Here is an 18,654-nt window from a genome sequence, read left to right on the forward strand (position 1 = left end):
GATGTCAGTCACCGGCCGGAAAGGGGGGGCCGGGAACGGGAGATCGGGGGAAACCATGGGATCCAAGTGGCGCGGGGAAGGCCCGGACATCACGGAGCAGCACGGCTGGAACGTGCTGGACGACCACCTGCTGTACACCTGCGGCCTGGTGCACGACCTCGGAGCGGGCCGTATCGGCGGGCGGGCGCCGATTCCCACGAGGGCGCGGCTCCACCAGGGCGAACTGTCCCTGGCGGTCGGCCCGGCCGCCCGCTCGACCTGGCGGGCCCTGGGCAACGGTTCGTACGTGAACAGCAGCACGGTCGCGTTCGGCTCCGCCTCCTTCGTGATCGGCAGCATGGTCGGTTCGGCGGTGGGCAACGCGGCCCGCAGGAACAGGGCGATCGCCGACGCGCAACCCCGCTGGATACCGGACGGCCCCGGCGAACTCACGGTCACCGACCGCCGCGCGGTCTTCGGCCAGCAGCAGAACCCGCTGGACCTGGGCTGGACGGGCCTGGACTCGGTGGAGCTGATCGCGCCCGAGATCGTCCAGTGCAGCTTCCAGGACACGTACGGCAACGGCTATATGACCGTACAACTGCACACGCTCTGGGCCTCGTTGGTCTTCGTCCTGGCCGCACGCGCCGCCTTTCCCGCGCACCCCCGTCTGCTCCAGGGCGACTGGCTGCCCCCGGGCTTCGAAGCACGTTGCGCGGCCATGGGACGGCAGTGCCCGCCGGTGCGGTGAGCGCCTGTTGCACAGAAGCCGGGGCGCGGGCGGTGCCGGCTCCGCGCCCGCCGGACACATGTGAGCAACGGTGCCACCGCACAACGCCCTGGCTGCCCGGGTCGAACGGCAGAAGTCAGGGGGTGGTTCCGGTGGAGCGCCGCCACATACGCCACAGGCCCCCTGGTCAGACATATTGCCTGATCAGAGGGCCTATTTGGCACCTGAAACACGGTGCCCCCGGCAGGATTCGAACCTGCGCACCCGGCTCCGGAGGCCGATGCTCTATCCCCTGAGCTACGGGGGCGTTGTCGCTGCGTTGAGCGGCGACGGGTAGAACCCTACCAGCTCAGCGGGGGTGACCAGGAACAGGTTTGGGCGGTGACCGGCGTTCGGTGCCCGCACGGGGTGGAAGTGGGCAAAACCCGGACGCGGTGGTGGCCGCGGTTCTACGCTCGTGGGTGTGTCAGGCACGTACGGCAGGGTGCTCGTTGTCGACGACAACAAGGTCATCCGGCAGTTGATCAGGGTCAATCTCGAACTGGAGGGCTTCGAGGTCGTGACCGCGGCCGACGGTGCCGAATGTCTGGAAGTCGTCCACCGGGTCTCCCCTGATGTGATCACCCTCGACGTCGTCATGCCCCGTCTCGACGGTCTGCGCACCGCCGCCCGGCTCCGTGCCGACCCGCGGACCAGCCGGCTCCCGCTCGCGATCATCAGCGCCTGTTCGCACCAGGAGGTGGAGAGCGGGCTCGCCTCCGGCGTCGACGCCTTCCTGGCCAAACCCTTCGAGCCGGCCGACCTGGTCCGGCTGGTGGGCGGGCTGATGCGCCGGCAGTCACCCGCCGGCGGGCCGGACCGGAGCAATCCCGGCGGCAGCAGGCCCGCCGGGTGGGCCGGGAGCACCCTCGGCTGACCGGATGGCGAAACCGGTTCGCGGAGTGGCCCCCCTTCTCCCATACGCTGGACCTGTGACTCCCGCAGAGCTCTCCTGTACCGTCGCGCGCGCCGTGCGCCGCGCGGTCGACGAGGGTGCCCTGTCCGTGCCCGTTCCCGAGCGGGTCAGGGTCGAGCGGCCCAGGCCCGGCGGGCGCGGCGACTACGCGACCAGCGCGGCGCTCCAGCTCGCCGGCCCCGCCGGGATGGCCCCCCGCGCGGTGGCCGAGGCCCTGCGGCAGCGGATCGCCGGTACGCGGGGGATCGAACGGGTCGAGATCACCGGCCCGGGCTTTCTGAACTTCACGCTGGTGCCCGACGGCTCCGGCACGGTCGTACGCACGGTGCTCGCGGAGGGCGCCGGCTACGGGACGGGCAGCAGCGGGACGGAGCCGCACCCTGCGACGGCCCCGGCCGGCACCGGCGGCCCGGCCCGCGGGACGTCCGCCACCGCCACCGACCACCCGCGCCTCGACGCCGCCCGCTGGGGCGCCCTCTTCGGCGGCGCCGGCGCCGGGCTGCTGGTGCGGCGCGAGAGCAATCCGCTGTTCCGGGTGCAGTACGCCCACGCCCGCAGCCGCGCCCTGCTGCGCAACGCCCGTGACCTCGGCTTCCGTGCCGCGTACGGAACCGAGTACGACGCGGCCTGCGAGCGGGACCGCGAGGCAGCCGCGCTGGTCGCCGCCCTCGCCGACTACCCGGCGGCCGTCGAGTCCGCGACCGGCCCCGGCCCCCGCGAGACCCCCCGTACCGCACCCGCGTCCTTCGGCGCGGGGCACCGGATCGCCCGGCAGCTCGTCGTGGTCGCCGATGCCTTCCTGGCGTTCCACATCGGGGTGCTCCCCGTCGGGGACGAGAAACCCTCGGCCGCCCACCGCTCCCGGCTCGCCCTCACCGAGGCCGCCGGGACGGTGCTGGCAGGCGGCCTGTCCCTGCTCGGTATCAGCGCACCCGAACACATCTGAAAGAGCGAAGAGATGAGCCGTTCCGCACACCCCGCCGGACCCCGGCACGCCGATGTCTACACCGAGGGCCACTACTCCGCCCCCGCCGATGACCTCAACTCCCTGGACGAGAAGGTCTGGTCGCGTACGGTCGGCCGTAACGCGGACGGGGTCGTCACCGTCGGCGGCATCGAAGTGACCCGGCTGGCCGAGGAGTTCGGCACCCCCGCCTACTTCCTCGACGAGGCCGACTTCCGGGCCAGGTGCCGGGCCTGGGCCGACGCCTTCGGGCGAGACGCGGACGTGTTCTACGCGGGCAAGGCCTTCCTCTCGCGCGCCGTCGTGAAGTGGCTCCAGGAGGAGGGGCTCAACCTCGACGTCTGCTCCGGCGGCGAGCTGGCCACCGCGCTCGCCGCGGGGATGCCCGCCGCACGCATCGCCTTCCACGGCAACAACAAGACCGCCGATGAGATCGAGCGGGCCGTCGAGGCCGGAGTCGGCCGTATCGTGCTCGACTCGTTCCAGGAGATCGTCCGGGTCGCCCACATCGCGCAGAGCCGCGGAGTGCGCCAGCGGGTCCAGATCCGGGTGACGGTCGGCGTCGAGGCGCACACCCACGAGTTCATCGCCACCGCCCACGAGGACCAGAAGTTCGGGATCGCGCTCGCCGACGGCCAGGCCGCCGAAGCCGTGCGCAGGGCGCTCAAGCTCGACGGGCTCGAACTCATCGGCATCCACTCGCACATCGGCTCGCAGATCTTCGACATGGCGGGCTTCGAGGTCTCCGCGCGCCGGGTCGTGCAGCTCCTCGCCGAGGTGCGCGACGAACACGGCGTGGAGCTCCCCGAGATCGACCTCGGCGGCGGCCTCGGCATCGCGTACACCTCGGAGGACGACCCCCGCGAGCCGCAGGAGATCGCCAAGGCACTCGGCGAGATCGTCAGCCGCGAGTGCGAGGCGGCCGGTCTCGCCACCCCGCGTATCTCCGTCGAGCCGGGGCGCGCCATCGTCGGGCCCACCGCCTTCACGCTGTACGAGGTCGGGACCATCAAGCCGCTCGAAGGGCTGCGCACCTACGTCAGCGTCGACGGCGGGATGTCCGACAACATCCGTACCGCCCTCTACGACGCCGAGTACAGCGTGGCGCTGGTCTCCCGCACCTCCACCGCCGAGCCGATGCTCGCCCGGGTCGTGGGCAAGCACTGTGAGAGTGGCGACATCGTGGTCAAGGACGCGTTCCTGCCCGCGGACCTCGCGCCGGGCGATCTGCTGGCCGTCCCGGCCACCGGCGCCTACTGCCGCGCCATGGCGAGCAACTACAACCACGCCCTGCGCCCGCCCGTCGTCGCCGTCAGGGACGGTGCGGCCCGGGTGATCGTCCGGCGTGAGACGGAGGAAGATCTCCTGCGCCTCGATGTCGGCTAGTGAAATAGTCATCTCAGAATCCGGACGGGGGACAGAAACCCCCGTCCGGTGAGTGAGACTGGTCCAAACGTAGAAGTATGAGAAGTGAGGTCGGATGATGCGTACGCGTCCGCTGAAGGTGGCGCTGCTGGGCTGTGGAGTCGTCGGCTCAGAGGTGGCGCGCATCATGACGACGCACGCCGACGACCTCGCGGCGCGCATCGGCGCCCCCGTCGAGCTCGCCGGTGTGGCCGTCCGCCGCCCTTCCAAGGTCCGTGAGGGCATCGACCCCTCGCTCATCACCACGGATGCGATGGCCCTGGTCAAACGCGGGGACATCGACGTCGTGATCGAGGTCATCGGGGGCATCGAGCCCGCCCGTACGCTGATCGCCGCCGCCTTCGAGCACGGCGCGAGCGTCGTCTCCGCCAACAAGGCGCTGCTCGCCAAGGACGGCACCGCGCTGCACGCGCTCGCCCAGGGACACGGCAGGGACCTCTACTACGAGGCCGCCGTGGCCGGTGCGATCCCGCTCGTCCGCCCGCTGCGCGAATCGCTCGCGGGCGACAAGGTGAACCGCGTCCTGGGCATCGTCAACGGCACCACCAACTTCATCCTCGACAAGATGGACAGCACCGGCGCCGGGTACTCGGAGGCGCTGGACGAGGCCACCGCGCTCGGCTATGCCGAGGCCGACCCGACGGCGGACGTCGAGGGGTTCGACGCGGCGGCCAAGGCCGCGATCCTCGCCGGAATCGCCTTCCACACGCGGGTACGGCTCGACGACGTCCACCGCGAGGGCCTCACCGAGGTCACCGCGGCCGACATCGCGTCCGCCAAGCGCATGGGCTGCACCGTCAAGCTGCTCGCCATCTGTGAGCGCGCCGCCGACGGCAAGTCCGTCACCGCCCGTGTCCACCCCGCGATGATCCCGCTCAGCCACCCGCTGGCCTCGGTGCGCGAGGCGTACAACGCGGTGTTCATCGAGGCCGAGGCCGCCGGGCAGCTGATGTTCTACGGCCCCGGCGCCGGCGGCTCACCCACCGCGTCCGCGGTCCTCGGCGACCTGGTCGCGGTCTGCCGGAACAGGCTCAACGAGGCCACCGGGCCCGGCGAGTCGGCGTACACGATGCTGCCCGTGAGTCCCATGGGCGATGTCGTCACGCGCTACCACATCAGCCTCGACGTGGCCGACAAACCGGGCGTTCTCGCCCAGGTGGCCACGGTCTTCGCCGAGCAGGGCGTATCGATCGACACGGTACGCCAGCAGGGCCGGCAGGACGGAGGCGGCGAGGCATCCCTCGTCGTCGTCACCCACCGCGCGCCCGACGCCGCCCTTTCAGGGACCGTCGAGGCGCTGCGCAAGCTCGACACCGTGCTCGGTGTCGCCAGCATCATGCGTGTTGAAGGGGAGTAAGGACCCATGACCACCAAGGGCACCCACCAGTGGCGCGGCATCATCGAGGAGTACCGGGACCGTCTCCCGGTCACGAGCACGACACCGGTCGTGACACTCCGTGAGGGCGGTACGCCGCTCGTCCCCGCGCAGGTCCTTTCCGAGCGCACCGGCTGCGAGGTACACCTCAAGGTCGAGGGCGCCAACCCCACGGGGTCCTTCAAGGACCGGGGCATGACCATGGCGATCACCCACGCCAAGGAGCAGGGCGCGCAGGCCGTCATCTGCGCCTCCACCGGCAATACATCGGCCTCGGCGGCCGCCTATGCCGTACGGGCCGGAATGGTCTGCGCGGTCCTGGTGCCGCAGGGCAAGATCGCCCTCGGCAAGATGGGTCAGGCGCTGGTGCACGGCGCGAAGATCCTCCAGGTGGACGGCAACTTCGACGACTGCCTGACGCTGGCCCGCTCGCTCTCGGACAACTACCCGGTGGCGCTGGTCAATTCGGTCAATCCGTCCCGTATCGAGGGTCAGAAGACCGGAGCCTTCGAGATCGTCGACGCGCTCGGTGACGCCCCCGACATCCACGTACTGCCCGTCGGCAACGCCGGTAACATCACGGCGTACTGGAAGGGTTACAAGGAGTACGCGGCGGACAGGATGGCCACCCGGACCCCCCGGATGTGGGGCTTCCAGGCCTCCGGCTCCGCCCCCATCGTCCGCGGCGAGATCGTCAAGGACCCCTCCACCATCGCCACGGCGATCCGGATCGGGAACCCGGCCTCCTGGCAGTTCGCGCTCGACGCGCGCGAGGAGTCCGGCGGCTTCATCGACGAGGTCACCGACCGTCAGATCCTCTCCGCGTACCGGCTGTTGGCCTCGCAGGAGGGTGTCTTCGTGGAGCCCGCGTCGGCCGCTTCGGTCGCCGGTCTGCTGAAGGCCGCTGAAGAAGGCAAGGTCGACCCCGGCCAGCGGATCGTCTGCACGGTCACCGGCAACGGCCTCAAGGACCCGGACTGGGCCGTCGCGGGAGCCCCGCAGCCGGTCACTGTCCCGGTCGACGCCGTGGTGGCCGCCGAGCGGCTGGGCCTGGTCCCGTAGCTTCCGGCCCGTCCGTCCGGACCGGGCCCCGGGCTGTGCGGTTGTGCTTCGGGTGTGCTTCAGGTGTGCCCCTGAGCTGCCGCATCACCCGCCGGACGGGCCGTCCGGCGGCCTGGTCCGGCCCGGAGCGCATGGGTAGCGTGCGACACGCATCGTGCGCCTCCTGTGCGCCCTATGTCGCGACAGAACCTTCCTTCGATAAGCTGTAGGCAACCCACCCCGCCGCATGTGCCGCGGTGTTGCTGCTGTGATGGCCCGCAGGTGCCCGTTCGGCCTGTCGGGGTTGTCCGGTCCAGGGGTCCCGGGGGAGTGTTCTCCCGGAAAGCACAGCGGAATTCCCCGTAACAATCCCGCGGTCGAAACCAGACTCGCAGTCTCACAAGGAGAGTCGTCAGAGCGATGGCCGGTCCCGCGTTCCGTGCCGCCGCCGTCCGGGTGCGCACCCCTGCCACCAGCGCCAACCTCGGACCGGGCTTCGACGCCTTCGGTCTGTCGCTGGGGCTGTACGACGACGTGGTCGTCCGGGTCGCCGACACCGGGCTGCACGTCGACATCGCCGGTGAGGGCGCCGAGACGCTCCCGCGCGACGAGAGCCATCTGCTCGTACGGTCGCTGCGCACCGCCTTCGATCTGCTCGGCGGGCAGCCGCGCGGCCTCGAAGTCGTCTGCGCCAACCGCATCCCGCACGGCCGCGGCCTCGGCTCCTCCTCCGCCGCCATCTGCGCCGGTATCGTCGCCGCCCGGGCCGTGACCATAGGCGGCGCCGAGAAGCTCGACGACGAGGCCCTGCTCGAACTCGCCACCGAGATCGAGGGCCACCCCGACAACGTCGCCGCCTGCCTCCTCGGCGGCTTCACACTGGCCTGGACCGACGGCGGAACCGCCCGCGCCATCAGGATGGATCCGGCGGACTCCATCGTTCCGGTGGTTTTCGTCCCCGGCAGGCCGGTACTCACCGAGACGGCCCGTGGCCTCCTCCCGCGGTCCGTCCCCCATGTGGACGCGGCCGCCAACGCTGGCCGCGCAGCCCTGCTCGTGGAGGCGCTGACCAGGCGCCCCGAGCTGCTGCTGGCCGCCACCGAAGACCGGCTGCACCAGGAGTACCGTTCCCCGGCGATGCCCGAGAGCGTGGCCCTGGTCAACCGACTGCGGGCGGACGGCGTCCCCGCGGTGATCTCCGGCGCGGGCCCCACAGTGCTCGCGCTGGTCGAGAACAGTGCGGCCGACAAGGTCGCACGCCTGGCCGGCGAAGGGTGGGCGGCCAACCGGCTGCCTCTCGACGCCACCGGTACGAGCGTCCTGCCACTGGGTACCTGAGCGGCCCGCCACTGGGTGCCTGGACGCACGTCCGGTTGCCGGTGAACGAGAGGGGGAATATTTGTTGGATCCGGTAGTGTTAACCTCAAGTCAGTACTCGACGCCTTTGCGGCGCGGTGCTCAGTGTCCCCATCAGGGACCGCCTTTTCTTCCGGGAGCCTCCCAAACTGCCTGACAGCCTGCCTGAGCAGTTTCGAGCACGCTCCGGAACCGGCCTCTGCCGGACCCCATGCACGTCTTGCCCTCCGCCGTACCCCGGCGGACCACCGCCCCGGCGTCGGTTCGCGATCAGTCAAGATCAGAACCGCAGTCGGACAGCACAACCGGTCGCCGAGCCAGACAGGCCGACGCCCGCTCCAGGGAAGGACCCTTCGTGAGCGACACCACCGATCTGATGGGCGTGACTGCCGACAACTCTGTCGAGGCCGCGTCCGCCGCCGGTGCTGCCACCGGCAGCACCGCACGGCGCCGCCGCTCCGGCACCGGCCTCGACGGCATGGTCCTGGCCGAGCTGCAGCAGGTCGCGTCCGGCCTCGGCATCAAGGGCACTGCGCGGATGCGTAAGAGCCAGTTGATCGAGGTCATCAAGGAGGCGCAGGCCGGTTCGTCCGCGCCGAAGAGCGCCAAGGCCGATGCCGGCGGCACCGACACGGCCGAGGCCAAGCCGAAGCGCCGCGCCACTTCCAAGTCCCGTACGGGTGACGAGCCCGCGGCGGCCGAGAAGTCCGGGGGCCAGCAGCAGATCGACATTCCCGGCCAGCCCGCCAACGACGACCAGCCCACCGGTGAGCGGCGCCGTCGCCGCGCCACCGCACAGGCCGGCAGCCCCGAGCCCACGGCTGCCACGTCGTCCGCCGCCGAGACCAAGGCCGTCGGAACCAAGGCCGTCAAGACCGAGGCCGAGCAGTCCGTGGCCACCGGCGTGAAGACCGATGCGCCGGCCGACGCCAAGGACTCCAAGGAGGCCAGGGCGGAGGCGGCCACCGACACCGCTGAGGGGCGTCGTGGCGACCGCCAGGACCGCGGCCAGCGCGGTGACCGGCGTGAGCGCGGCGACCGTGGCGACCGCCAGGAGCGCGGCGACCGCCAGGACCGTGGCGAGCGCGGTGGCCGTGACCGCCGTGACCGCGGCGGCAAGGGCGACGACCAGCAGGGCGGCGGCCAGCGCGGCCAGCGCCAGGGCAACCAGGGCGGCAACGGCCCCCGCGCCGACGAGAACGAGGACGACTTCGACGGAGGCCGCCGCGGCCGCCGTGGCCGCTACCGCGACCGCCGTGGCCGCCGCGGTGAGCGCCAGGAGTTCGGTGACGCTCCGCAGGTCGCCGACGACGACGTCCTGATCCCCGTCGCGGGCATCCTGGACATCCTCGACAACTACGCGTTCATCCGGACCTCCGGCTACCTGCCGGGCCCCAACGACGTGTACGTCTCGCTCGCCCAGGTCCGCAAGAACGGCCTGCGCAAGGGCGACCACGTCACCGGAGCCGTCCGCCAGCCCAAGGACGGCGAGCGCCGCGAGAAGTTCAACGCGCTCGTCCGCCTGGACTCGGCGAACGGCATGGCGGCCGAATCCGGCCGCGGGCGCCCGGAGTTCCAGAAGCTGACCCCGCTGTACCCGCAGGACCGGCTCCGTCTGGAGACCGACCCGGGTGTGCTGACGACCCGGATCATCGACCTGGTCGCGCCGATCGGCAAGGGCCAGCGTGGTCTGATCGTGGCCCCGCCGAAGACCGGTAAGACCATGATCATGCAGGCCATCGCCAACGCGATCACGGTCAACAACCCCGAGTGCCACCTCATGGTCGTCCTCGTCGACGAGCGTCCCGAAGAGGTCACCGACATGCAGCGGTCGGTGAAGGGCGAGGTCATCTCCTCGACCTTCGACCGGCCCGCCGAGGACCACACCACCGTCGCCGAGCTGGCCATCGAGCGCGCCAAGCGTCTCGTGGAGCTGGGTCACGACGTGGTCGTGCTGCTCGACTCGATCACCCGCCTCGGCCGTGCGTACAACCTGGCGGCCCCGGCCTCCGGGCGCATCCTCTCCGGTGGTGTCGACTCGACCGCCCTCTACCCGCCGAAGCGCTTCTTCGGTGCCGCGCGGAACATCGAGGACGGCGGCTCGCTGACCATCCTCGCCACCGCGCTGGTGGAGACCGGCTCGCGCATGGACGAGGTGATCTTCGAGGAGTTCAAGGGCACCGGCAACATGGAGCTCAAGCTCGACCGGAAGCTCGCCGACAAGCGCATCTTCCCGGCTGTGGACGTCGACCCGTCCGGTACGCGTAAGGAAGAGATCCTCCTCAACGCGGAGGAGCTCGCCATCGTCTGGAAGCTGCGCCGGGTGCTCCACGCGCTCGACTCGCAGCAGGCGATCGAGCTGCTGCTGGACAAGATGAAGAAGACCAAGTCGAACGCCGAGTTCCTGATGCAGATCGCCAAGACGACACCTGCGTCCGGCAACGGCAACGACTGACCTTCCGTCACGGAACGTCAACTGGCCCGCCCCGTCACGGAAGTGACGCGGCGGGCCAGTCGCGTACGGCGGCCGGACCGCCCGCACGCCAGGTCTCCACGCACAGCCTCCACACACCGCTCACGTGCCGCTCACCCGTCCGTCGTGCCGCTCCCGGGCCCGCCGAGATCTTCGCCACAGCGCACGCCCCCGCACCGGCTCACGACAGCCTGCGGCCCCGGAGAGAAAACCCCAGGTGAGGGCCGCTTTTACGGAGAAATCCCGGCTACCGTCCGTGACGTCGGGGCCGCTCCGGAGTCACAGCGCGTTGTGCAACTCTTTCGCGAGAAACGTCGTCTCACTAGTGACGACAGACCGCGCCTGAACTTCGGGACAGGGGGTAGCGGGACCACCGAGAAAGCTGGAGGGGACATGGGCGAGCCGCAGAAGGGCAGCCGAATACGTGGCAGCGGCGCACGCCGCAAGAAGGCCACCTCGCGCCGGAAGGCGCTGATCATCACGGCATGGGTGGCAGCCGGAGTGGTCGTGCTCGGTGGCGGTGGCCTCGGCTTCATCTACTTCAAGCTCGACGGCAATCTCAAGAGCGTCGACATCAACGCCCAGCTCGGCACCGACCGCCCGCACAACGTCGACAACGGTTCGATGGACATCCTGGTGCTCGGCTCCGACTCACGGGCCGGCGCCAACTCCAAGTACGGCAAGGACGAGGGCGGCGCCCGCTCGGACACCGCGATGGTCGTCCACGTGTACAAGGGCCACAAGAAGGCCAGCGTGGTCTCGATACCGCGCGACACCCTGGTCGACCGCCCCGACTGCACCACCTCCAAGGGCGCGAACGCCCCGGGAGCCCAGGAGGCCATGTTCAACACGGCGTACGAGACCGGTGGCCCGGCCTGCGCGGTGAAGACCGTGGAGCAGATGTCCGGGATCCGCATGGACCACTATCTGGAGGTCGACTTCGCCGGCTTCCAGAAGCTGATCGACGACCTGGGCGGCGTACCGGTCACCACCAGCAAGGCCATCAACGACGACAAGAGCCATCTGCATCTGTCCGCGGGCTCCCACACCCTCAACGGGCAGGACGCGCTCGGTCTCGTACGGACCAGGCACGGCGTCGGCGACGGCAGCGACCTCGGGCGAATACAGCTCCAGCAGGCCTTCATCAAGGCGCTCATCACCCAGGTCAAGCACGTGGGGATCTTCAGCAGCCCCGACAAGCTCTACAGCCTCGCGGACACCGCGACCAAGGCCGTCACCACCGACTCGGACATCAGCTCCGTGAAGAGCCTGGCGTCCTTCGCCGACAGCCTCAAGGGCATCGGCGCGGGCTCCACGAAGATGGTGACGATGCCGGTCGAGTACGACCCGGCGGACCCCAACCGCGTCATCCCGCTGGAGGCCAAGTCCAAGCAGGTGTGGGCCGCGCTGAAGCAGGACAAGCCGATTCCGGCCTCCGCCACCAAGGGCTCCGCGGGCGACAAGGGCGAGGCCGGCAAGGTCGTAACGGGCTCGTGAGCAGCCGGGGGAGCCGGATCCCGCGGTGGCGGGCGGAATAGATCCGGTCCGCCCCCGGTTCACCGACTGTCCGAAATTTTGACGGGCGGGCCACTCCTGGCAGACTGGTCCGCTGGCCCCGGTTCACGTACGGACAATTCCGCCCGCACGACCCGGCGCCCTCCCGAAACTAGGAGTCACCTTGAAGCGCGACATCCACCCCGAGTACCACGAGACCCAGGTCAGCTGCACCTGCGGTGCCTCGTTCACCACTCACAGCACCCTCGCCGAAGGCAGCATCCGTGCCGAGGTCTGCTCCGAGTGCCACCCGTTCTACACGGGCAAGCAGAAGATCCTCGACACCGGTGGCCGTGTGGCCCGCTTCGAGGCCCGCTTCGGCAAGAAGGCCGCGGACTCCGCCGCCAAGTAGCGAGCTACTGCGCCGGTCCCCGGACGCTCCTCACCGGAGCGCCCGGACCGGCGCTTTTGCCGTCCCGGAAGCGCCCTTCTTGACGTACGAAAGCAGGAAACCCCCGATGTTCGAGGCGGTCGAGGAACTGATCGGCGAGCACGCCACGCTTGAGGAACAGCTCGCGGACCCGTCGGTCCACGCCGACCAGGCCAACGCGCGCAGGCTCAACAAGCGCTACGCCGAGCTGACCCCGATCGTCTCCACGTACCGTTCCTGGAAGCAGACCGGGGAGGACATCGAGACGGCACGTGAACTCTCCTACGACGACCCGGAGTTCGCGGCCGAGGTCAAGGTGCTCGACAAGCAGCTCGAAACGCTGACCGAGAAGCTCCGGCTGCTCCTGGTGCCGCGCGACCCCAGCGACGACAAGGACGTGCTCCTCGAAGTCAAGGCGGGCGCGGGCGGTGACGAGTCCGCGCTGTTCGCGGGCGACCTGCTGCGGATGTATCTGCGTTACGCCGAGCGCGTCGGCTGGAAGACCGAGATCATCGACGCCACCGAGTCCGAGCTGGGCGGCTACAAGGACGTCCAGGTCGCGGTGAAGACCAAGGGCGGCAACGGCGCGACCGAGCCCGGCCACGGCGTCTGGGCGCGGCTGAAGTACGAGGGCGGTGTGCACCGGGTGCAGCGCGTGCCCTCCACCGAGTCGCAGGGCCGCATCCACACCTCGGCCGCCGGTGTGCTCGTCACGCCCGAGGCGGAGGAGGTCGATGTCGAGATCCACTCCAACGACCTCCGGATCGACGTCTACCGCTCGTCGGGCCCCGGCGGGCAGTCGGTCAACACCACCGACTCCGCGGTCCGCATCACCCACCTGCCGACCGGTGTCGTCGCCTCCTGCCAGAACGAGAAGAGCCAGCTCCAGAACAAGGAGCAGGCCATGCGCATCCTGCGCTCCCGGCTGCTCGCCGCCGCCCAGGAGGCCGCCGAGCGTGAAGCGTCCGACGTGCGCCGCAGCCAGGTCCGCACCGTCGACAGGTCCGAGAAGATCCGGACATACAACTTCCCCGAAAACCGGATCTCCGACCACCGCGTCGGCTTCAAGGCGTACAACTTGGACCAGGTGCTCGACGGCGACCTGGACGCAGTGATCCAGGCGTGTGTGGACGCGGACTCCGCGGCCAAGCTCGCCGCCGCCCAGTAGTAGCCGGCCCGTACTGGAGAACCGCATGAACCTGCTGCTTGCCGAGGTGGCCCAGGCCACCCAGCGGCTGGCCGACGCCGGCGTGCCCTCCCCGCGCTTCGACGCGGAGGAGCTCGCCGCCTTTGTGCACGGCGTCAAGCGGGGCGAGCTCCACAACGTCAAGGACGCGGACTTCGACGCCCGCTACTGGGAGACCATCGCCCGCCGTGAGGCCCGCGAACCGCTCCAGCACATCACAGGCCGCGCCTTCTTCCGCTATCTGGAACTCCAGGTCGGCCCCGGGGTGTTCGTGCCCCGCCCGGAGACCGAGTCGGTCGTCGGCTGGGCCATAGACGCCGTACGCGCGATGGACGTCGTCGAACCGCTCATCGTCGACCTCTGCACGGGCTCCGGCGCCATCGCGCTGGCCATGGCCCAGGAGGTGCCGCGCTCGCGCGTGCACGCCGTGGAGCTGTCCGACGACGCGCTGCGCTGGACCCGGAAGAACGCCGAGGGGTCCAGGGTCACCGTCCACCAGGGCGACGCCTTCAGCGCCCTGCCCGAACTCGACGGCCAGGTCGACCTGGTCATCTCCAACCCGCCGTACATCCCGCTCACCGAGTGGGAGTACGTCGCACCCGAGGCCCGTGACCACGACCCGGAGATGGCCCTCTTCTCCGGCGAGGACGGCCTCGACACGATCCGCGGTATCGAGCGCACCGCCCACCGTCTCCTCGTGCCCGGCGGCGTCGTCGTCATCGAGCACGCGGACACCCAGGGCGGCCAGGTCCCGTGGATCTTCACCGAGGAACGGGGCTGGGCCGACGCGGCCGACCACCCCGACCTGAACAACCGGCCCCGGTTCGCCACGGCCCGCAAGGCCCTGCCGTGACGATCGCAGGACCGGTTCCGCACCAGATTTCTCAGGCTCAGGCTTTGCTCAGGGAGGCTCGCTAAATGGCACGGCGATACGACACCAACGATGCGACCGACCGCACCACCGGTCTGCGTGAAGCCGCGTCCGCCGTCCGCCGGGGCGAGCTCGTCGTCCTTCCGACGGACACCGTGTACGGCATCGGCGCCGACGCCTTCAGCTCCGAGGGCGTCGTCGATCTGCTGGACGCCAAGGGGCGCGGCCGCAATATGCCGAGCCCTGTCCTCATCGGCTCCCCGAACACCCTGCACGGCCTGGTCACCGACTTCTCGGAGCAGGCCTGGGAGCTGGTCGACGCGTTCTGGCCGGGCGCGCTGACGCTCGTGGCCAAGCACCAGCCGTCGTTGCAGTGGGACCTCGGGGACACCCGTGGCACCGTCGCCGTACGGATGCCGCTGCACCCGGTCGCCATCGAGCTGCTCACGGAGGTCGGCCCGATGGCCGTCTCCAGCGCCAACCTGACCGGCCACCCGGCGCCGGAGGACTGCGACGCGGCCCAGGAGATGCTCGGCGACTCCGTCTCCGTCTACCTGGACGGCGGCCCCACCCCGGGCAACGTCCCGTCGTCCATCGTCGACGTCACCGGCACGGTCCCCGTCCTGCTCCGTGCGGGCGCGCTCTCCGCCGAGGAACTGCGCAAGGTGGTACCCGACCTTGAGGTGGCCAATTGACAGCCCCTGAGGGGCGTGGCATAGGCGCGTCCGCCTCCGGCGGCACGTTCAGGATCCTCCACGTCAGCACCGGCAACGTCTGCCGCTCGCCGATCACCGAGCGGCTGACCCGCCATGCCCTGTCGGACCGCCTCGGCACCGGGCTCGGCGACGGCCTGATCGTGGAGTCCGCCGGCACCTGGGGCCACGAGGGCGCCCCGATGGAGGCCAACGCGGCGACCGTGCTCGCGGACTACGGCGCGGACGCCGGGGGCTTCCTCGGCCGCGAGCTGCTGGACGACCATGTGATCCGCGCCGATCTGGTCCTCACCGCGACCCGCGACCACCGGGCTCAGGTCATCTCGATGGGCCACTCCGCGGGGCTGCGGACCTTCACGCTGAAGGAGTTCACCCGGCTGGTGCGGGCCATAGACCCGGCGACGCTGCCGGACGCGCTCGACGAGGGCGTGGTGGAGCGGGCGCGGGCGCTGGTCCGGGCCGCTGCCGCGCTCCGCGGGTGGCTGCTGGCGCCGACCGTCGAGGCGGACGAGGTGAACGACCCGTACGGAGCGCCGATCACGTTCTTCCGGTCGATCGGCGACGAGATCAACCAGGCACTGGATCCGGTGGTCACGGCGCTCACGGGGGTCGCGGCGCCGCACTGAGCGCCACCACGGCCCACGGTGTGGCGGAGCTGTCCGCCGTACGGCAGAACACCGGCAGGCGCCCCCGCGCGGCCCGTCCTACATTGGACGGGACGCCGAGGAGCACACGATGCCGGTCACCACCACTGCACCCCACCCCGCGGGCCCGCACCCCGCCGGCTTCGAGGCGCTGCGCAGGCAGGACCCCGAGATGGCCGATGTGCTCCTCGGCGAGGACGAGCGGCAGGCCACCTCGCTCCAGCTGATCGCAGCCGAGAACTTCACCTCGCCCGCCGTGCTGGCCGCTCTCGGCTCCTCGCTCGCCAACAAGTACGCCGAGGGCTACCCCGGCGCCCGCTACCACGGCGGCTGTGAGCTGGCCGATCTCGCCGAGCGGATCGCCTGTGAGCGGGCCACAGCGCTCTTCGGAGCCGAGCATGCGAACGTCCAGCCGCACTCGGGCTCCTCGGCCGTCCTGGCGACGTACGCGGCCCTTCTGCGCCCCGGTGACACGGTGCTGGCCATGGGTCTTCCACACGGCGGCCATCTCACCCACGGTTCGCCCGCCAACTTCTCCGGCCGCTGGTTCGACTTCGTCGGGTACGGCGTGGACGCGGAGAGCGGGCTCATCGACTACGACCAGGTACGGACGCTGGCGCGGCAGCACCGGCCCCGGGCGATCGTCTGCGGCTCCATCTCGTACCCCCGTCACCCCGACTACGCGGCCTTTCGGGAGATCGCCGACGAGGCGGGCGCCTATCTCATCGCGGACGCCGCCCATCCGATGGGTCTGATCGCCGGGGGAGCGGCGCCCAGCCCCGTGCCGTACGCCGATGTGGTCTGCGCCACCACGCACAAGGTGCTGCGCGGTCCCCGCGGCGGTCTCATCCTCTGCGGGGATGAGCTCGCCGACCGGATCGACCGGGCCGTCTTCCCCTTCACCCAGGGCGGCGCCCAGATGCACACGATCGCGGCCAAGGCGGTCGCCTTCGGCGAGGCCGCGGCGCCGGCGTTCGCGGCGTACGCGCACCAGGTGGTGGAGAACGCCCGGGTGCTCGCCGCCGGGCTGGCCGCCGAGGGCTTCGCGATCACCACCGGAGGGACCGACACCCATCTGATCACCGCGGACCCGGGGCCGCTGGGCACCGGCGGCGGGACCGCCAGGGCCCTGCTGGCGGCGGCCGGGATGGTCCTGGACACCTGCGCACTGCCCTACGGTGACGAGCGGGGCATCCGCCTGGGCACCGCCGCCGTCACCACCCAGGGCATGGCGGCGCCGGAGATGGCCGAGATCGCCGGGTTCTTCTCGGCCGCACTGCGTGAAGAGCGAGGGACCCGTGAAGAAGTCCGCGAACTGGCCAGGAGATTTCCGTCGAATTCGGGCTAGAGCGGTTGTCGTGCAACCATCGGAGCTACCCGTGTGTCCTCAACCTTATGCAGGCCGAAGCTAAGGTGTGGGGCTGAGATGGCCAGCGATATCTGTGGGGCAGCCCGTGCGTGAATACCTGCTGACGCTCTGCGTCACGGCCGCGGTGACGTATCTCCTGACCGGGCCGGTGCGGAAGTTCGCCATCATGGCCGGGGCGATGCCGGAGATCCGGGCCCGTGATGTGCACCGCGAACCGACGCCGCGGCTCGGCGGCATCGCCATGTTCGGCGGCCTCTGCGCCGGGCTGCTGGTCGCGGCTCATCTGCAGAACCTCGGCAGCGTCTTCACGCTGTCGAACGAACCGCGCGCGCTGCTCTCCGGCGCCGGACTGATCTGGATCATCGGTGTCCTGGACGACAAGTTCGAGATCGATGCCCTGATCAAGCTCGGCGGCCAGATGATCGCGGCGGGCGTGATGGTCATGCAGGGCCTGACGATCCTGTGGCTGCCCATCCCCGGTGTCGGCACCGTCTCGCTCACCCAGTGGCAGGGCACTCTGCTGACCGTCGCGCTGGTGGTGATCACCATCAACGCGGTGAACTTCGTCGACGGCCTGGACGGTCTCGCGGCCGGCATGGTCTGCATCGCGGCCGCCGCCTTCTTCATGTACGCGTACCGGATCTGGTACGGGTACGGAATCGAGGCCGCCGCACCGGCGACCCTCTTCGCCGCCGTACTGATGGGGATGTGCCTGGGCTTCCTGCCGCACAACATGCATCCCGCCCGGATCTTCATGGGCGACTCGGGATCGATGATGATCGGGCTGGTCCTCGCGGCCGGCGCCATCTCGGTCACCGGCCAGGTCGACCCGGACGCGATGAGCCTCAACCTCGGCGGCGGACGTGAGGCCACTCACGCGATGCTCCCGGTCTTCATCCCGCTCCTGATGCCGCTGACGATCATCGCGGTGCCCTTCGCGGACCTGGTGCTCGCGATCGTCCGGCGTACCTGGAACGGCCAGTCGCCGTTCGCCGCCGACCGCGGTCACCTCCACCACCGGCTCCTGGAGATCGGCCACTCGCACAGCAGGGCAGTGCTGATCATGTACTTCTGGTCGGCCCTGTTCGCCTTCGGCGCCCTGGCCTATTCGGTGCGCTCCTCGTCCACCTGGATCCTGCTGGCTGTCGTCGCACTGAGCGCGGTCGGTCTCGCACTGCTGCTCATGCCGCGCTTCACCCCGCGCGCTCCGAAGTGGGCCCAGGGCTTCGTCCCGCCCCGCTACCGCGGGCGCCGTCGCGCGGCCGCCGGAACGGAACCGGAGACGGCAGGCGCGGCGGAATATGACGAGTCGGGCAATTCGCTCGAAATGGAAGATCCCGTTCCGCATATCGACTTGAACGGAAGCGAGCCGATTCCCGCAGGCGTCAACGGGGCTACCGCAATTGGTCCCCGATCCGGGCTCCCTGATCGGCGCGAAGCCGGAACATGGCGTTGAGTATTTCGCTCAACAGGCCCCAATATCAGGCAAACCGGCGGCGGACATGCACAGACGCGCAGGTTCACTCTCATGTGTGACGGGCAGCACACTCCCAGGGTAAAGACCTCATCAAATAGTTTGTGATAGCGTTCACTACCACCGGTTGGAGCACTGAAAGGCCTTGATGCGAAGGCCTTTTGGACCACCCGTA

The 18,654-nt window shown here is 70.2% G+C and carries 15 protein-coding genes, 1 tRNA gene and 1 pseudogene; 16 read left to right on the forward strand and 1 reads right to left on the reverse strand.

Features of this window, described 5'->3' with window-relative positions; translation table 11 throughout:
• The first annotated feature begins 55 nt into the window (after positions 1-55).
• A complete protein-coding gene (locus tag OHB13_RS25880) occupies positions 56-730 on the forward strand; it encodes a hypothetical protein (protein ID WP_266853062.1) in 675 nt (224 codons plus the stop codon).
• Positions 731-944: 214 nt separating this feature from the next.
• Here the strand turns inward: OHB13_RS25880 and OHB13_RS25885 are convergent.
• Positions 945-1,016 (reverse strand) — tRNA-Arg (locus OHB13_RS25885).
• A 107-nt stretch (positions 1,017-1,123) separates the two neighbouring features.
• Between OHB13_RS25885 and OHB13_RS25890 the strand changes: the two are divergent.
• The 15 genes and pseudogenes from OHB13_RS25890 to OHB13_RS25960 all read left to right on the forward strand — a co-directional run bounded on the left by OHB13_RS25890 (position 1,124) and on the right by OHB13_RS25960 (position 18,461).
• A pseudogene (locus tag OHB13_RS25890) lies at positions 1,124-1,625 on the forward strand (response regulator).
• Positions 1,626-1,680: 55 nt separating this feature from the next.
• Entirely contained in the window at positions 1,681-2,610 is a 930-nt protein-coding gene (locus OHB13_RS25895) for a DALR anticodon-binding domain-containing protein (protein ID WP_328378666.1), read from the forward strand.
• A 12-nt stretch (positions 2,611-2,622) separates the two neighbouring features.
• Positions 2,623-4,014: a diaminopimelate decarboxylase gene (gene lysA / locus OHB13_RS25900; RefSeq protein WP_266853058.1), complete on the forward strand. Its 1,392-nt coding sequence runs from the start codon at positions 2,623-2,625 to the stop codon at positions 4,012-4,014.
• A gap of 94 nt (positions 4,015-4,108) precedes the next feature.
• On the forward strand, positions 4,109-5,410 hold the full coding sequence (locus tag OHB13_RS25905) for a homoserine dehydrogenase (protein ID WP_266853056.1): 1,302 nt from the start codon (positions 4,109-4,111) through the stop codon (positions 5,408-5,410).
• Between the two features lie 6 nt (positions 5,411-5,416).
• On the forward strand, positions 5,417-6,490 hold the full coding sequence (gene thrC, locus OHB13_RS25910; protein WP_266853055.1) for a threonine synthase: 1,074 nt from the start codon (positions 5,417-5,419) through the stop codon (positions 6,488-6,490).
• Positions 6,491-6,889: 399 nt separating this feature from the next.
• Entirely contained in the window at positions 6,890-7,807 is a 918-nt protein-coding gene (thrB, locus tag OHB13_RS25915; protein WP_266853053.1) for a homoserine kinase, read from the forward strand.
• Positions 7,808-8,180: 373 nt separating this feature from the next.
• Positions 8,181-10,280, forward strand: coding sequence for a transcription termination factor Rho (gene rho, locus OHB13_RS25920; protein WP_328378667.1), 2,100 nt, complete (start codon positions 8,181-8,183; stop codon positions 10,278-10,280).
• A gap of 411 nt (positions 10,281-10,691) precedes the next feature.
• Complete coding sequence (locus tag OHB13_RS25925) at positions 10,692-11,795, forward strand: LCP family protein (protein ID WP_328378668.1); 1,104 nt, start codon at positions 10,692-10,694, stop codon at positions 11,793-11,795.
• Between the two features lie 181 nt (positions 11,796-11,976).
• The gene (gene rpmE / locus OHB13_RS25930; protein WP_266853047.1) at positions 11,977-12,204 is read left to right on the forward strand and encodes a 50S ribosomal protein L31; all 228 of its coding nucleotides are present in this window, start codon (positions 11,977-11,979) and stop codon (positions 12,202-12,204) included.
• 106 nt (positions 12,205-12,310) lie between these two features.
• Positions 12,311-13,390: a peptide chain release factor 1 gene (gene prfA, locus OHB13_RS25935; RefSeq protein ID WP_328378669.1), complete on the forward strand. Its 1,080-nt coding sequence runs from the start codon at positions 12,311-12,313 to the stop codon at positions 13,388-13,390.
• Between the two features lie 25 nt (positions 13,391-13,415).
• Positions 13,416-14,261, forward strand: coding sequence for a peptide chain release factor N(5)-glutamine methyltransferase (prmC, locus tag OHB13_RS25940; protein ID WP_266853044.1), 846 nt, complete (start codon positions 13,416-13,418; stop codon positions 14,259-14,261).
• 65 nt (positions 14,262-14,326) lie between these two features.
• The gene (locus tag OHB13_RS25945) at positions 14,327-14,974 is read left to right on the forward strand and encodes an L-threonylcarbamoyladenylate synthase (protein ID WP_266853042.1); all 648 of its coding nucleotides are present in this window, start codon (positions 14,327-14,329) and stop codon (positions 14,972-14,974) included.
• On the forward strand, positions 14,971-15,618 hold the full coding sequence (locus tag OHB13_RS25950; protein ID WP_266853040.1) for an arsenate reductase/protein-tyrosine-phosphatase family protein: 648 nt from the start codon (positions 14,971-14,973) through the stop codon (positions 15,616-15,618). The genes OHB13_RS25945 and OHB13_RS25950 overlap by 4 nt, the downstream gene beginning before the upstream one ends.
• Positions 15,619-15,727: 109 nt before the next feature.
• Entirely contained in the window at positions 15,728-16,984 is a 1,257-nt protein-coding gene (glyA, locus tag OHB13_RS25955) for a serine hydroxymethyltransferase (protein ID WP_266853038.1), read from the forward strand.
• Between the two features lie 94 nt (positions 16,985-17,078).
• On the forward strand, positions 17,079-18,461 hold the full coding sequence (locus tag OHB13_RS25960; protein ID WP_266853036.1) for an MraY family glycosyltransferase: 1,383 nt from the start codon (positions 17,079-17,081) through the stop codon (positions 18,459-18,461).
• Positions 18,462-18,654 lie beyond the last annotated feature (193 nt).

The sequence above is a fragment of the Streptomyces sp. NBC_00440 genome (assembly GCF_036014215.1).
In the GTDB taxonomy this organism is placed as follows: Bacteria; Actinomycetota; Actinomycetes; order Streptomycetales; family Streptomycetaceae; genus Streptomyces.

Coding starts and splice junctions, on each gene's coding strand:
- prfA (WP_328378669.1), top strand. CDS start 12,311: ATGTTCGAGGCGGTCGAGGAACTGATCGGCGAGCACGCCACGCTTGAG.
- OHB13_RS25925 (WP_328378668.1), top strand. CDS start 10,692: ATGGGCGAGCCGCAGAAGGGCAGCCGAATACGTGGCAGCGGCGCACGC.
- OHB13_RS25945 (WP_266853042.1), top strand. CDS start 14,327: ATGGCACGGCGATACGACACCAACGATGCGACCGACCGCACCACCGGT.
- OHB13_RS25905 (WP_266853056.1), top strand. CDS start 4,109: ATGATGCGTACGCGTCCGCTGAAGGTGGCGCTGCTGGGCTGTGGAGTC.
- lysA (WP_266853058.1), top strand. CDS start 2,623: ATGAGCCGTTCCGCACACCCCGCCGGACCCCGGCACGCCGATGTCTAC.
- thrC (WP_266853055.1), top strand. CDS start 5,417: ATGACCACCAAGGGCACCCACCAGTGGCGCGGCATCATCGAGGAGTAC.
- prmC (WP_266853044.1), top strand. CDS start 13,416: ATGAACCTGCTGCTTGCCGAGGTGGCCCAGGCCACCCAGCGGCTGGCC.
- OHB13_RS25880 (WP_266853062.1), top strand. CDS start 56: ATGGGATCCAAGTGGCGCGGGGAAGGCCCGGACATCACGGAGCAGCAC.
- thrB (WP_266853053.1), top strand. CDS start 6,890: ATGGCCGGTCCCGCGTTCCGTGCCGCCGCCGTCCGGGTGCGCACCCCT.
- glyA (WP_266853038.1), top strand. CDS start 15,728: ATGCCGGTCACCACCACTGCACCCCACCCCGCGGGCCCGCACCCCGCC.